Annotated in this window: 12 protein-coding genes; 10 read left to right on the forward strand and 2 right to left on the reverse strand. The window is 60.1% G+C overall.

Annotated elements, in window-relative coordinates:
* The first annotated feature begins 8 nt into the window (after positions 1 to 8).
* Together AC3WMT_RS14810 and AC3WMT_RS14815 are read left to right on the forward strand one after the other, a co-directional pair.
* A complete protein-coding gene (locus tag AC3WMT_RS14810; protein ID WP_103304125.1) occupies positions 9 to 1046 on the forward strand; it encodes a LacI family DNA-binding transcriptional regulator in 1038 nt (345 codons plus the stop codon).
* 183 nt (positions 1047 to 1229) lie between these two features.
* Entirely contained in the window at positions 1230 to 1490 is a 261-nt protein-coding gene (locus AC3WMT_RS14815) for a hypothetical protein (RefSeq protein ID WP_103304124.1), read from the forward strand.
* A 23-nt stretch (positions 1491 to 1513) separates the two neighbouring features.
* Here AC3WMT_RS14815 and betT read toward each other — a convergent pair whose 3' ends face one another.
* Positions 1514 to 3475, reverse strand: coding sequence for a choline transporter BetT (gene betT / locus AC3WMT_RS14820; RefSeq protein ID WP_177431401.1), 1962 nt, complete (start codon positions 3473 to 3475; stop codon positions 1514 to 1516).
* A 399-nt stretch (positions 3476 to 3874) separates the two neighbouring features.
* Positions 3875 to 4801, reverse strand: coding sequence for a serine O-acetyltransferase EpsC (epsC, locus tag AC3WMT_RS14825; RefSeq protein WP_103304122.1), 927 nt, complete (start codon positions 4799 to 4801; stop codon positions 3875 to 3877).
* 190 nt (positions 4802 to 4991) lie between these two features.
* Between epsC and AC3WMT_RS14830 the strand changes: the two genes are divergently transcribed.
* The 8 genes from AC3WMT_RS14830 to AC3WMT_RS14865 all read left to right on the forward strand — a co-directional run bounded on the left by AC3WMT_RS14830 (position 4992) and on the right by AC3WMT_RS14865 (position 14018).
* Positions 4992 to 6002: a D-cysteine desulfhydrase gene (locus tag AC3WMT_RS14830; RefSeq protein ID WP_103304121.1), complete on the forward strand. Its 1011-nt coding sequence runs from the start codon at positions 4992 to 4994 to the stop codon at positions 6000 to 6002.
* 365 nt (positions 6003 to 6367) lie between these two features.
* Positions 6368 to 7168: a cystine ABC transporter substrate-binding protein gene (gene tcyJ, locus AC3WMT_RS14835; protein WP_103304120.1), complete on the forward strand. Its 801-nt coding sequence runs from the start codon at positions 6368 to 6370 to the stop codon at positions 7166 to 7168.
* Entirely contained in the window at positions 7168 to 7833 is a 666-nt protein-coding gene (gene tcyL, locus AC3WMT_RS14840; RefSeq protein WP_007918741.1) for a cystine ABC transporter permease, read from the forward strand. The genes tcyJ and tcyL overlap by 1 nt, the downstream gene beginning before the upstream one ends.
* 4 nt (positions 7834 to 7837) lie before the next feature.
* Entirely contained in the window at positions 7838 to 8587 is a 750-nt protein-coding gene (gene tcyN, locus AC3WMT_RS14845; protein WP_103304119.1) for an L-cystine ABC transporter ATP-binding protein TcyN, read from the forward strand.
* A 473-nt stretch (positions 8588 to 9060) separates the two neighbouring features.
* A complete protein-coding gene (locus AC3WMT_RS14850; RefSeq protein WP_103304118.1) occupies positions 9061 to 9825 on the forward strand; it encodes a hypothetical protein in 765 nt (254 codons plus the stop codon).
* 381 nt (positions 9826 to 10206) lie between these two features.
* Positions 10207 to 11448: an SfnB family sulfur acquisition oxidoreductase gene (locus AC3WMT_RS14855; protein WP_103304117.1), complete on the forward strand. Its 1242-nt coding sequence runs from the start codon at positions 10207 to 10209 to the stop codon at positions 11446 to 11448.
* Positions 11449 to 11472: 24 nt separating this feature from the next.
* Positions 11473 to 12666 (forward strand): SfnB family sulfur acquisition oxidoreductase, encoded by a 1194-nt coding sequence (locus AC3WMT_RS14860; RefSeq protein WP_103304116.1) that lies wholly within the window; start codon positions 11473 to 11475, stop codon positions 12664 to 12666.
* A complete protein-coding gene (locus AC3WMT_RS14865; protein WP_103304115.1) occupies positions 12666 to 14018 on the forward strand; it encodes an LLM class flavin-dependent oxidoreductase in 1353 nt (450 codons plus the stop codon). Before AC3WMT_RS14860 ends, AC3WMT_RS14865 begins: the two co-directional genes overlap by 1 nt.
* Positions 14019 to 14060: the final 42 nt, after the last annotated feature.

The following is a 14060-nucleotide window of genomic DNA, read 5'->3' on the forward strand; positions in this document are numbered from 1 at the left end:
ATCGAACCTTGAGCGAAGAGAAGCCCCGCAAACGCCGTGGCGCCGGTCGTGTAACCCTTAACGCGGTGGCACGACAGGCCGGCGTGTCGGCGATTACCGTATCGCGTTATTTCAATCAGCCGGAGCAAGTCTCGCCCGAACGTCGTGAACGCATTGCGGCGGTGGTCGCAGAACTGGGTTACGTGCCGAATCTGGTGGCCGGCGGTCTGGCCTCAGCGCGAGGGAAAATCGTTGGAATGGTAATCCCGAACATCTCCGGGCCAATCTTCGCCAATACCATTCAGGGCTTCAGTGACACTCTCAGTCGCAATGGCTATCAGCTGCTCCTGGCCTCGAGTTACTTCAGCGCCGAGCAGGAAGAAAACGCGGTGCGCGCGTTTCTCGGCTGGTCACCGGCAGCGTTGGTGCTGACCAGTCACTTCCACAGTGCGGGCACCGAAAAGATGATTGCCGAGGCCGATGTTCCGGTGATCGAGACATGGGATTACCAGCCGGATCGCGGGCCGATGCAGATCGGTTTTTCGCATTTTGAAGTCGGTGTCAGCGCCGCTCGCTATCTGCACGACAAAGGCTATCGGCGTATCGCTTTCGTGCAGAACAGCGCACCCGGCGACTTCAGTGCGCTGGAACGCCGCGACGGTTATGCCGCGACTGTCCGAGCATTTGCAATGGAACCCTGGGTGTTCGCCCCGGACGCCGACCGCGCTCCATTCGAAGCAGGCAAACAAGCCATGGAGGCGCTGATGAATAGCTCACCACGCCCCGACGCGATCATCTTCGCCAACGACAACCTCGCCGCCGGCGGCCTGCTCGCCGGGCAGCGTGCAGGCATCAAGATCCCTGAAGACTGCGCCGTCCTCGGCTTCGGCGATTACCCGTTTGCCGAGATGCTTTTGCCAAGCCTCAGCACCATCAAACCCCCGGCACTGGAGATCGGCGTACTGGCCGCGACACGGGTGCTGGAAAGCCTTGCCGTGTTGCCGACCGAGGAGGTGCAACGACTTAATCTGCTGCAGTGCCAGGTCATCGAGCGCGAGAGCACCTGACGAATACGGGGTTGGCTAGTTTGGCTATGCTCTAAAGGACACAGAGGTGGCCCCTTCGCAAGCAAGCCCACTCCACAGGTTTCTGCGTTGAATAAAACCATTGTGAACGACGCCAAACCCTGTGGGAGCGGGCTTGCCCGCGAAGGCGTCCGACCAAACACTGCATATGCCGCAGGCACACCCATGCACACCGCCATCATCATCTTCTTCGGCCTGGTCCTTCTGGCCCTGATGCTCTACATCGGCGAGCGCATCGGCTTCAGCCGTCAGACCATGGCCTACGGCTTCGCCGCGCTGTGGCTGGCGTTGACGGTGATCAATGGCGCGGTGGGGGTGGTGCATGCCGGCCAGTCGCTGGGGTCGGAAATCGCGATCGGCAGTGCTGTATTCGGCGTGCCGCTGGCGGCGCTGGTGTTGTTCATGGTGCTGAGCGCCGAGTCGTAAACGGCCCGGCGCTCAGCCGTAGATCAACGCACCAGGTGCAGGAACTGCATGTGCCGTTCGTACTGGTCGAGGATGTCGTTGATGATCTGTTCCTTGGTGTAGCCGACCAGATCGTAGTCCTGACTGCCCTCGCTCAGGTGCACTTCGGCGCGGTAGTAGCGGCGATTGTTGAGCTGTTTGGAGCCCATCCCGCCCCGCGCGAATGACGGCGTGAAGTAGCCGCGCATCTGCACTTGATAGATGAACGGATGCTGCTCGCCATGGCCGATTTCCAGGCTGACGTTGTCATGCGACGGATCCGGCTGAGTGACCACGTTCAGGCCTTTCTCGACGAACACCGCCGTCACTTCTTCGATTGCCGGGCGCACGGTGGTGTCCATGAAACGGTACACCTCGTCTCGCGACGGGAAGTGCACGGCCTGGCTCAGGCGCTGGCGCCAGCCACCTGTACCGCGCCGCGCACCGGACACCGGCGCCAGCGAATGCAGTTGCGCAATCTGCTTCTGCGATTCCAGGTAGAACGCCTTGTGCAGGCCCCACATCATCAGCAGCAGAATCAGCGAGAACGGCAGCGAAGTCAGCACCACCGCCGATTTCAGCGCGTCGATGCTGCCGGAGAACAGCAGCGCGCTTGTGATCAGCGCGGTCATCGCGCCCCAGAACACCCGCAGCCATTTCGGCCCGTCTTCGTCCGGATTGCCGCCCTTGGCCGACAAGGTCGAGAGCACCACAGTGCCCGAGTCGGCAGATGTCACGAAGAACACGAAGCTGATGAACACCGTCACAGCGATGACGGTTTTGCTCCACGGGTAGGTTTCCAGCAACAGGTAAATGCTCATCGACGGGTTGTCGATGGCCGACATGCCGAGGGCGCTCATGCCGTGATTGAGCACCTGATCGAGGGCGCTGTTGCCGAAGATCGACATCCACGCCAGGGTGAAACCGAGCGGGATCAACAGCACGCCGAACACAAACTCACGGATGGTCCGACCACGGGAAATCCGTGCGATGAACAGGCCCACGAACGGCGACCATGCGATCCACCAGGCCCAATAAAACACGGTCCAGCCGCCGAGCCAGTCGCTCGGTTTGTCGTAGGCATAGAGGTCGAAACTCTTCATCGGCAAGGCGCCGAGGTAGTCGCCGAGGTTCTGGATAAGTGTGTTGAGCAAGTGCTGGGTGGGCCCGGCAAACAACACGAACAGCAGCAGCGCACAGGCCAGCAGCATGTTGATGTCGGACATCACCCGCACGCCTTTATCGACGCCAGACACGGCAACGATGATCGCCGCGCCCATCATCAGCGTGATCAGGCCGACCTGAATCCACTGGGTGTGAGCGATGCCGAACAGGTAGTCCAGGCCCGAGTTGAGGTGCAACACACCGAAGCCCATGTCGGCACCCAGACCAAACACCGTGGCGATGATGCCGAAGCCGTCCACCGCATAACCGATGGGGCCGTTGATGCGCTTGCCGATCAGCGGATACAACGCCGAACGCAGGGCCAGCGGCAGGTTGTGCCGGTAAGCGAAGTAGGCGAGCGCCATGCCGACGAAGGCAAAAACGCCCCAGCCATGCAGGCCCCAATGCAGAAACAGAATCTGCATCGCCTGGCGCGCCGCGTCCGCCGTGGCCGCCTCGCCCTGTGGCGGCTGGAGCATGTGGGTCAGCGGTTCAGAGACGCAGAAGAAAAACAGCGTGATGCTGATCCCGGCGGCGAACAGCATGCCGGCCCAGGACAGGTAACTGAATTCGGGCTCGTCGTGGTCGGCACCGAGTTTTATCTTGCCGTAGCCGGATAACGCGGTGACCACCACGAAGACCAGATACAGGGTCATCGCGAGCATGTAGTACCAGCCGACCGTGTTGGCCGCCCAGTTTTGCGCTTCCAGCAGCCAGGCTCCGGCCTGTTCCGGCATGGCGATGACAACGAGACCAAATAACAGAATGACCGTCGCGGCGAAGTAGAACACCGGCGGATTCATGCGCACCAGACCGCTGGCGGGGGTAGACGATGCACTCATGAAACGTGCACCTCGAGGGTTTGAAACGTGGCTGAAATGATCGGACTCAGCAAAGGCAAGCCTCCTGTTGTGAGCGGGCAGCGAACCACCGGTTTAACTTGAATGAACGTTCAAGTTAAACATGGATGGGGTCGCAAGGACTAATCGTACGGCTAGGCGGTAGTTTTCCTACGCTAGCTCAAGGAGGGGTATGACGTGGGTTTGGGGCGAATCGTTCACTGGAGAATTGGCGGAAGGCCATTATCTCGATACAACCTTAAAACATTCGCGAGCAGGCTCGCTCCCACCTTGGAATGCGTTCCACTGTGGGAGCGAGCCTGCTCGCGATGAGGCCTGATACTGCAACGCAGATTCAGAAACCTACTTCTGCGTCCCGTCATCATGCTGCAAATTGGCTTGGGTCAGATTGCACCCCGCCGGCACACTCCTGGTCAGCCAGACGTTGCCGCCAATGGTCGAACCCTTGCCAATGGTGATCCGCCCGAGAATCGTCGCCCCGGCATAAATCACCACGTCATCCTCGACAATCGGGTGGCGCGGATGGCCCTTCTGCAACTGCCCGTCTTCATCCGCCGGGAAGCGCTTGGCGCCCAGGGTCACGGCCTGATAAATCCGCACCCGCTCACCGATGATCGCGGTTTCGCCAATCACCACACCCGTACCATGATCGATAAAGAAGCTACGGCCGATCTGCGCGCCCGGATGGATGTCGATGCCGGTGGCCGAGTGCGCAATTTCCGCGCTGATCCGCGCCAGCAACGGCAGCCCTGCGCGGTACAAATGGTGCGCCAGACGATGGTGAATCACCGCCAGAATCCCCGGGTAGCACAGCAACACTTCATCGACACTGCGCGCCGCCGGATCACCGTGATAGGCCGCCAGCACGTCGGTATCGAGCAGCGTGCGCAAGCCCGGCAAGGCGAGGGCAAAATCCTGAACGATCTGGATTGCGCGGGCCTCGACTTCGGTGTCGGCCTGCGCACTGTGCCGGGCGACATACCGCAGCTCCAGCCGAGTCTGTGCCAGCAACGCATTCAACGCCACGTCGAGGGTATGGCCGACGTAAAAGTCTTCACTCTCTTCGCGCAGATCCACCGGCCCCAGGCGCATCGGAAACAAAGCACCGCACAGCGCTTCTAGAATCTCCGCCATCGCCGCCCGCGAGGGCAACTCGCGGCCACCCTGCTCGCCGGAAGCCCGGCCATTTTGTGCACGCCACTGATCCCGCGCGCCGCGCAGTTGGCTGACGATGGTCTGCAATTGCCAATGGCTGGAACGTTCGCTCACGGTAAAGACTCCTCACGGGCGGCCGGACTGTCTGGCCGCGTCAACGGCGACCACTTTACGGCATGCCTGCGAGGGCGAATTAAGAACCGATAGTGCTGGACTCAGTCCATTTGGCTATAAGCGATTCGCGGTTGCCCCTGCAAAAGCGCGTGCCTATAGTCCTTCCATCTTCCTCCGCCAGTACGGAACCATGTCCACACAACCGATCAAACAACAGCTTGCCCGCTTTAACCGCCTCGACCTGCTCGGCCAACCGACACCTCTGGAAAAACTTGAGCGTCTGTCCACCTGGCTCGGCCGTGACGTGTACATCAAACGCGATGACCTGACGCCGCTGGCCATGGGCGGCAACAAGCTGCGCAAACTCGAATACCTCGCCGCCGATGCGCTTGCCCAAGGTGCCGACACGCTGATCACCGCTGGCGCGCTGCAATCGAACCACGTGCGCCAGACCGCCGCGCTCGCCGCCAAACTCGGCCTGGGCTGCGTCGCGCTGCTGGAAAATCCGCTGGGCACCGACGACAGCAATTACACCGGCAACGGCAATCGGCTGTTGCTGGATCTGTTCGACACCAAGGTCGAACTGGTCGACAACCTCGACAACGCCGACGAACAATTGGCCGCCCTCGCGGTGCGCCTGCGCAGCAACGGCAAGAAGCCGTATCTGGTGCCGATCGGCGGCTCCAACGCGCTCGGCGCGCTGGGTTACGTGCGCGCTGGCCTTGAACTCGCCGAGCAGATCAAGGACACCGGCCTCGACTTCGCCGCCGTGGTGCTGGCCTCGGGCAGCGCCGGAACACACAGCGGCCTCGCGCTGGCGCTAAGCGAAGCGCTGCCGCAACTGCCGGTGATCGGCGTGACCGTGTCGCGCAGTGAAGAAGATCAGCGGCCGAAGGTTCAGGGCCTGGCCGAACGCACGGCGGATCTGCTCGGCGTCGCGCTGCCGGAAAGCTTCAAAGTCGAACTGTGGGACGAATACTTCGGCCCACGTTATGGCGAGCCGAATGCCGGAACGTTGGCAGCGGTGAAACTGCTGGCGAGTCAGGACGCGGTGCTGCTTGATCCGGTCTATACCGGCAAGGCCATGGCCGGGTTGCTGGACGGGATTGGTCGCGGGCGTTTCGAAGAAGGTCCGATCATCTTCCTGCACACCGGTGGCGCGCCGGCGTTGTTTGCGTACAAGGATTCGCTGACAAGTTAATCCTCCCGATTGCGGAGACTCCTGTGGCGAGGGGATTTAGCGAAACGTCGCACGGCCCCGATGGGTCGCGAAGCGGCCCCCTTTTTATTCCACTGCCGGCGTATGTGAATGGTTTTACGACTGCTACGCAGCCGGTCGGGGATAAATCCCCTCACCACAATGGATCAGCGACATATTCCAAATAATACTAAAGGATCGAAAATTTAGTATTTTCAAGTCTAAAGCAGGCATCTTATAGTCTCGCCGCAGGCGGAATTCGCGGGAGACGCATAAGCTGCTTTAAGGCAGGATAGCGCTGTCGTCGAACTCCCGGATTCGCCAAACTTTCCTTAAGCGTCTTCCATAAGAAAACACAGGGGCTTGTCATGAATTTTTCCGCACTACGTCGCAATCTGCTGGTTGGTTCGCTGGGCCTGGCACTGAGCGCCGGTCTGATCAGCCAGGCAGTGGCCGGTGAGCAGCTGCAACAGATCAAGGACAAAGGCGTCATCAACGTCGGCCTGGAAGGCACCTACCCCCCGTTCAGCTTCGTCGATGCCGACGGCAAGCTGTCCGGTTTCGAAGTCGAACTCTCCGAAGCGCTGGCGCAAAAACTCGGCGTCAAAGCCAAGATTCAGCCGACCAAGTGGGACGGTATCCTCGCAGCGCTGGAATCCAAGCGTCTGGACGTCGTCGTCAACCAGGTGACCATCTCCGACGAGCGCAAGAAGAAGTATGACTTCTCCGAACCGTACACCGTTTCCGGGATTCAGGCGCTGGTGCTGAAGAGCAAGGAAGCCGCGCTGAACATCAAGACCGCCAATGACCTGTCCGGCAAGAAAGTCGGTGTAGGCCTGGGCACCAACTACGAACAATGGGTCCGCGCCAACGTGCCGGGCGCTGACGTGCGTACCTACGATGATGATCCGACCAAGTTCGCCGACCTGAACAATGGTCGTACCGATGCCATTCTGATCGATCGTCTGGCCGCACTTGAGTACGCCAAGAAAGCGCCGAAAACCGTCGCCGCCGGTGAAGCCTTCTCCCGTCAGGAATCCGGTATTGCCCTGCGCAAAGGCGAGCCTGAACTGCTGGCCGCCGTGAACAAGGCCCTCGACGAACTGCGTGCCGACGGCACCCTGGCGAAGCTGTCGACGAAGTACTTCAACGCTGACGTCACTAAATAATGGAAGAAGCTTTCCAACTCGCACTGGACTCCGCGCCCTTTCTGCTCAAGGGCGCGTACTACACGGTAGTCCTCAGCCTCGGCGGCATGTTCTTCGGTCTGTTGCTGGGCTTCGGCCTGGCACTGATGCGCCTGTCGCGCTTCAAGTCGGTCAGTTGGCTGGCGCGCATCTACGTGTCGTTCTTTCGCGGCACGCCGTTGCTGGTGCAGCTGTTCGTGATCTATTACGGCTTGCCGCAACTGGGTCTGGAACTCGATCCGCTGCCAGCGGCGCTGATCGGCTTCTCGCTGAACATGGCCGCCTACGCCTGTGAAATCCTCCGTGCCGCGATCGGTTCGATCGAGCGCGGTCAATGGGAAGCTGCCGCGAGCATCGGCATGACCCGCGCGCAAACGCTGCGCCGGGCCATCCTGCCGCAAGCGATGCGCACGGCGTTGCCGCCGCTGGGCAACAGCTTCATTTCACTGGTCAAGGACACGGCACTGGCCGCCACCATTCAGGTGCCGGAGCTGTTCCGTCAGGCGCAGTTGATTACCGCCCGGACTTTCGAAGTCTTCACCATGTATCTTGCCGCCGCGCTGATCTACTGGATTCTGGCCACGGTGCTTTCGCACTTCCAGAACAAGTTGGAAGAGCGGGTCAATCGGCACGACCAGGAGTCCTGACGCGATGATTGTCGTGGAAAAACTGACCAAGCAATTCAAGGGTCAAGTCGTGCTCAACGGCATCGACCTCGAGGTCAAGGAAGGCGAAGTGGTCGCGATCATCGGCCCCAGCGGTTCGGGGAAAACGACGTTCCTGCGCTGCCTGAATTTCCTTGAGCAACCCACCAGCGGCCGGATCAAGGTCGGCGATATCGAGATCGATACCAGCCGCCCGTTGAATCAGCAGCAAAGTCTGGTGCGCAATCTGCGCCAGCACGTGGGCTTCGTGTTTCAGAACTTCAACCTGTTCCCCCATCGCACCGCCCTGGAAAACGTCATCGAAGGCCCGATCGTGGTCAAGAAGATGCCGCGTGACGCAGCGATTGCCCTGGGCAAGAAGCTGATGGCCAAGGTCGGTCTCGCCGGCAAGGAAGACGCCTATCCGCGTCGTCTGTCCGGCGGTCAGCAACAGCGCGTGGCGATTGCCCGGGCGCTGGCGATGGAGCCGGAAGTGATCCTCTTCGACGAGCCAACCTCGGCCCTCGATCCGGAACTGGTGGGTGAAGTACTGGCGACCATCCGCGGCCTCGCCGAGGAGAAACGCACCATGGTGATCGTCACCCACGAAATGGGTTTCGCCCGCGACGTGGCCAACCGCGTGGTGTTTTTCGACAAGGGTGTGATTGTTGAGCAAGGCGAAGCCAAAGCGCTGTTTGCCAACCCGAAAGAAGAACGCACCAAACAATTCCTCAGCAAGTTTCTGAATCGCGCCTGAGAACTTTCAACGTACCAAACCCCAACTTCCACGGACGGAAGTTATCTTTATCCCGCCTCCCCCCTCTTATAAACATACACAAATAAACATCCACCGCACCGAACCCGTATATGTTCTGCAACAGATAACACATGTCTGATGGACGTTGCTGGCCGGGTGACTGGGTAGCAAATAACTTCGCGGAAAAACCAGCGAAAAGCCCTGAGATGCGTGGCTCAATTCGCCATACAACCTAGGCATATGGACTCGGCATCGTAGGAACTTTCTGATTAGCCGGTAATTTACGGATTAACTAACACGGTCTATTGACACCCCTCTCCCCACACTCTTATCTAGTCGCCAACGGGCGTTACTTAATCCAAATCAATAAGCATTAAACACGAGCACAAGTTCATAACTTTATTGCTGATTGATACACGCCTTTTGTTCTTCCAGAAACGGACTTCGCTGCAAGGCTTCAAGGAGAGAAATCGATGACCCGCACTTCGCATACCCCCGAACTCGCAGCGCCGACCCTGGCGCCAGCGCAAAAAACCGCCATCAATCTGGTCGACGCCGGACATCTGTTGGTCAACGTGCTGCCCTACCCCGACATGGATGGCGGCGACCTGATCGAACTGTTCTGGAACAAATGCTATGTCGCCTCACGTGTGCTCACACCCGAGGACGTCGGTGCGTCGGTCAGCCTGCGGGTGCCGGAGAGTTTCATTGCCAGCGGCACTGCGCGCATCCACTACCGGGTGATGCAAGTCGGTCAGGGCGCGGCGCTGTCGGCGGCAACGCGGGTGGAGGTCAAGCTCGAATGCCCCGGCGGCCTGCCGTCAGCTCTGTGCGGTGACGAAAACCAGCAACTGGCGCCAGTGACGATTCCCGAAACGATTCACCGTCAGGGGGTGAACCCGAACCAGATCAAACGCGGTGTGCCACTGACTATCGAGCCCTACCTGAACATGGCTGAAGGCGACGCCATCACCTTGCGTTGGGGCGACGTACGCATGGATCTGGCGCCGATCACGGCAGCAGATGTCGAACTGCCGATTCAGGTCTGGGTACCGCCATCAGTGATTGTCGAAGCAGGTGAGGATCTGCGCCTGGACGTGACGTATTGCATCCTCGACCGGGTCGGCAATAACTCTCGCTGGGCACCGCCAAGGGCATTGAAGATCGGCTGTGTGAATCCTTACTTGAAGGTGCCGCTGAAGCCGGCGCTCAAAGCCGCTGAATCGTACAAAGAGTGAATACCCTTTCCGTGGCAAATGAGCTTCTGTGGTGAGGGGATTTATCCCCGATGGACTGCGCAGCAGTCCTGTTTTCTGGGGCCGGTACGCGCCCCATCGGGGAGAAATCCCCTCACCACAATACTGACTCACCTCATTATCTCCATCGCCCTGGAATTCTTAACCATCCAGACCACCGCCCCTTCTATACATATTCCTAAAAGTTAGTTTATTTAAAATTAATACACGCTTAGGGTATATGAACCGGACCACCGGACATTCTTTCGTTCGCCGCACTTTTGCGGCGTTTTTCATGAGATGTGAGGTAGGTAGTATGGTCCGGAACACAATCACCCCAGTGCAGATCGCCAGGGCATTGCGTGCAGCCAAGGAGCGGCACTGATGTCCAGTCTGGCAGATGCAACCATCCAGTCTGATCTGGACATCGCCCCATTGTTGTTGCCCGCGCAGGTCTTGCGCAACGACGCCCAAGCCATCGAGGCCGCCCATGAGCTGGCGCAAGTCGCCCGCGTGCAGGCCGCCAAACGCGACCGCCAGCGCAAGCTGCCGTGGTCGGAAATCGAACAGTTCACCCGCAGCGGTTTAGGCAGCATCGCCATTCCGCGCGAATACGGTGGCCCGCAAGTTTCGTTCGTTACCTTGGCCGAGGTGTTCGCGATCATTTCCGCAGCAGATCCGGCACTTGGTCAGATCCCGCAGAACCAGTTCGGCATCATCAATCTGGTGCTCGGCAGCGCCACTGAAGAACAGAAAAAGCAGTTGTTCCAGAGCGTTCTGGAAGGCTGGCGCATCGGCAATGCCGGCCCTGAACGCGGCACCAAAAACACCCTGAAACTGAAAGCGCGAATCACCGCCGACGGCGATGACTACGTGATCAACGGGCAGAAGTTCTACTCCACCGGCGCACTGTTCGCGCACTGGGTCGCGGTCAAAGCGCTCAACGATGAAGGCAAGCAAGTGCTGGCTTTCGTCCGTCGCGGCACACCGGGTTTGCGCATCGTTGATGACTGGTCGGGCTTCGGTCAGCGCACCACCGCCAGCGGCACGATTCTGCTGAACAACGTGCGCGTCGAATCGAGCCTGGTGGTCGATAACTGGAAGATCAACGAGAAGCCCAATACCCAAGGCGCGGTGTCGCAACTGATTCAGGCCGCCATCGATGCCGGCATCGCCCGTGGCGCCATCGACGACGCTATCGAATTCGTCAAAACCCGCGCCCGGCCGTGGATCGACGCCAAGGTCGAACGCGCCAGCGATGACCTCTACGTGATCGCCGACATCGGCAAGTTGAAAATCGAACTGCACGCCGCCGAAGCGCTGCTGCGCAAGGCCGGGCAAGTGCTGGATCAGGTCCACGCCGCGCCGCTCACCGCCGACTCCGCCGCCCGCGCCTCGATTGCCGTGGCCGAAGCGAAAGTGCTGACCACCGAGATCTCCCTGCTGGCCAGCGAAAAACTGTTCGAACTCGCCGGCAGCCGCGCGACGCTCGCCGAATTCAACCTCGACCGCCACTGGCGTAATGCCCGGGTGCACACCCTGCACGACCCGGTGCGCTGGAAGTATCACGCGGTCGGCGCCTATCGCCTCAACGGCACTTTGCCGGCTCGCCATTCCTGGATCTGACGACCAGACATCTGGAGAAAACCTATGACCTTTTCCCATCCCGTCGCGGTCATCACCAGCGATGAGCAAGCCCTGATCGTCGCCAGCGACCTGGCCGAAGATTTCAAACGCGACAGCGCCATTCGCGACCGTGAACGTCGCCTGCCGCTGCCGGAACTCGACGTGTTTTCCCGCTCCGGCCTGTGGGGCATCAGCGTGCCGAAAGAATACGGCGGCGCCGGTGTATCCAATGTGACCCTGGCCAAAGTCATCGCCCTGATCGCTCAGGCTGACGGCTCTCTCGGGCAGATTCCGCAGAACCATTTCTATGCCCTCGAAGTGTTGCGGGTGAACGGCAGCCACGAGCAAAAACAACGCCTGTACGCCGAGGTACTGGCCGGCCAACGCTTCGGCAACGCCCTCGCTGAGTTGGGCACCAAAACCGCCCACGACCGTGTCACCAGCCTCAAGCGTGACGGCGACGGCTACCGCATCAACGGCCGCAAGTTTTATGCGACCGGTGCGATTTATGCGCAGCGCATTCCGACTTCGGTGGTCGATGAAAACAGTGTGCAGCAACTGGCCTTCGTCCCGCGCGAGAGCAAAGGCCTGAGCGTGATCGATGACTGGAGTGGCTTCGGCCAGCGCACCACCGGCAGTGGTTCGGTGGTCTTTGAAGACGTCTACGTTGCCGCCGAAGATGTGATTCCATTCCAGAGCGCCTTCGAACGTCCAACCACCGTTGGCCCGCTGGCACAGATTCTTCACGCCGCCATCGACACCGGCATCGCCCGCGCCGCTTACGAAGATGCGCTGCACTTCGTGCGCAGCAAAACCCGGCCGTGGATCGATTCCGGCAACGACAAAGCCACCGAAGATCCGCTGACGCTCAAGAGCTTCGGCCACTTGAGCATTCGCCTGCATGCCACCGAGGCATTGCTGGAACGCTCCGGCGAATTTCTCGACAAAGCTCAGGCCGAAACCACTGCCGAAACCGTCGCTGCCGCCTCGATTGCCGTCGCCGAAGCGCGGGCGATCAGCACCGAAATCTCCCTGGCCGCCGGCAGCACGCTGTTCGAACTGGCCGGCAGCCAGGCCACCCTGATCGAGCACGGCCTCGACCGTCACTGGCGCAACGCCCGCGTGCATACCCTGCACGACCCGGTGCGCTGGAAGTATCACGCGGTCGGCAATTACTACCTCAACGATGAAAACCCGCCACTGCGGGGGACCATCTGATGGCGAAGAAAAAGATCCTGCTCAATGCGTTCAACATGAACTGCATCGGCCATATCAACCATGGTCTGTGGACGCATCCGCGTGACACATCCACCCGTTACAACACGATTGAATACTGGACCGAACTGGCGCAATTGCTGGAGCGCGGACTGTTCGACGGCTTGTTCATCGCCGACATCGTCGGCGTGTACGACGTCTATCAGAACTCAGTGGATGTCACGCTGAAAGAGTCGATCCAGTTGCCGGTCAACGATCCGCTGCTGCTGGTGTCGGCGATGGCTGCGGTGACGAAAAATCTCGGTTTCGGCCTGACCGCCAACCTCACTTACGAACCGCCCTATCTGTTCGCCCGGCGCATGTCGACCCTCGATCATTTGAGCCGTGGCAGGGTGGGCTGGAACATCGTCACCGGCTATCTGGACAGCGCCGCCAAAGCCATGGGCCTGCGCGAGCAGGTCGAGCATGACCGTCGCTACGACCAGGCCGACGAGTACCTGGAAGTGCTCTACAAACTCTGGGAAGGCAGTTGGGAAAACGGCGCGGTGCTCAATGACCGTGAGCAGCGGATCTATGCGCAACCGGAGAAAGTGCACAAGGTCGAGCACCAAGGCGAGTTCTACCAGGTCGAGGGTTATCACCTCTGCGAACCGTCGCCGCAACGCACGCCGGTACTGTTTCAGGCTGGCAGCTCCGATCGCGGTTTGCTGTTCGCCGGGCGCCACGCCGAGTGCGTGTTCATCAGCGGCCAGAACAAACCGTCGACCAAGGTGCAAGTAGACAAGGTGCGTGCCAGCGCCGTCGAAGCCGGGCGCAATCCCGAGGACATCAAGGTGTTCATGGGTCTGAATGTGATCGTCGGCGAAACCGAAGAAGCTGCGTGGGCCAAGCACGCCGAGTACCTGAGCTACGCCAGTGCCGAGGCCGGCGTGGCGCATTTTTCGGCGTCCACCGGCATCGACTTTTCTCAGTACGAAATCGACGAACCGATCCAGTACGTCAAGAGCAACGCCATCCAGTCCGCCACCAAGAATCTGCAAAACAACGACTGGACCCGGCGCAAATTGCTCGACCAGCACGCCCTCGGTGGCCGTTACATCACCGTGGTCGGTTCGCCTGAGCACGTGGCGGACGAGCTGGAATCGTGGATCGCTGAAACCGGTCTGGACGGCTTCAACCTGACGCGCATCGTCACCCCGGAAAGCTATGTGGATTTCATTGAGCTGGTGATTCCGGAGTTGCAGCGGCGCGAGTCGTACAAGACTGCGTATGACACGGGCAGCCTGCGGGAAAAACTGTTTCACGGCGAGGCACATTTGCCCGAGCAGCACACTGGATCTTCGTTCCGCCGCTAAAAGCATCGCTGGCAAGCCAGCTCCCACAGGTTTTGTGGACAC

The organism is Pseudomonas sp. FW305-7, from assembly GCF_058786735.1.

Excerpts from the sequence above, each read along its gene's own strand:
- AC3WMT_RS14865 (WP_103304115.1), top strand. The coding sequence starts at position 12,666 with ATGGCGAAGAAAAAGATCCTGCTCAATGCGTTCAACATGAACTGCATC.
- AC3WMT_RS14850 (WP_103304118.1), top strand. The coding sequence starts at position 9,061 with ATGACCCGCACTTCGCATACCCCCGAACTCGCAGCGCCGACCCTGGCG.
- AC3WMT_RS14815 (WP_103304124.1), top strand. The coding sequence starts at position 1,230 with ATGCACACCGCCATCATCATCTTCTTCGGCCTGGTCCTTCTGGCCCTG.
- AC3WMT_RS14830 (WP_103304121.1), top strand. The coding sequence starts at position 4,992 with ATGTCCACACAACCGATCAAACAACAGCTTGCCCGCTTTAACCGCCTC.
- tcyJ (WP_103304120.1), top strand. The coding sequence starts at position 6,368 with ATGAATTTTTCCGCACTACGTCGCAATCTGCTGGTTGGTTCGCTGGGC.
- AC3WMT_RS14855 (WP_103304117.1), top strand. The coding sequence starts at position 10,207 with ATGTCCAGTCTGGCAGATGCAACCATCCAGTCTGATCTGGACATCGCC.
- tcyN (WP_103304119.1), top strand. The coding sequence starts at position 7,838 with ATGATTGTCGTGGAAAAACTGACCAAGCAATTCAAGGGTCAAGTCGTG.
- tcyL (WP_007918741.1), top strand. The coding sequence starts at position 7,168 with ATGGAAGAAGCTTTCCAACTCGCACTGGACTCCGCGCCCTTTCTGCTC.
- betT (WP_177431401.1), bottom strand. The coding sequence starts at position 3,475 with ATGAATCCGCCGGTGTTCTACTTCGCCGCGACGGTCATTCTGTTATTT.
- AC3WMT_RS14860 (WP_103304116.1), top strand. The coding sequence starts at position 11,473 with ATGACCTTTTCCCATCCCGTCGCGGTCATCACCAGCGATGAGCAAGCC.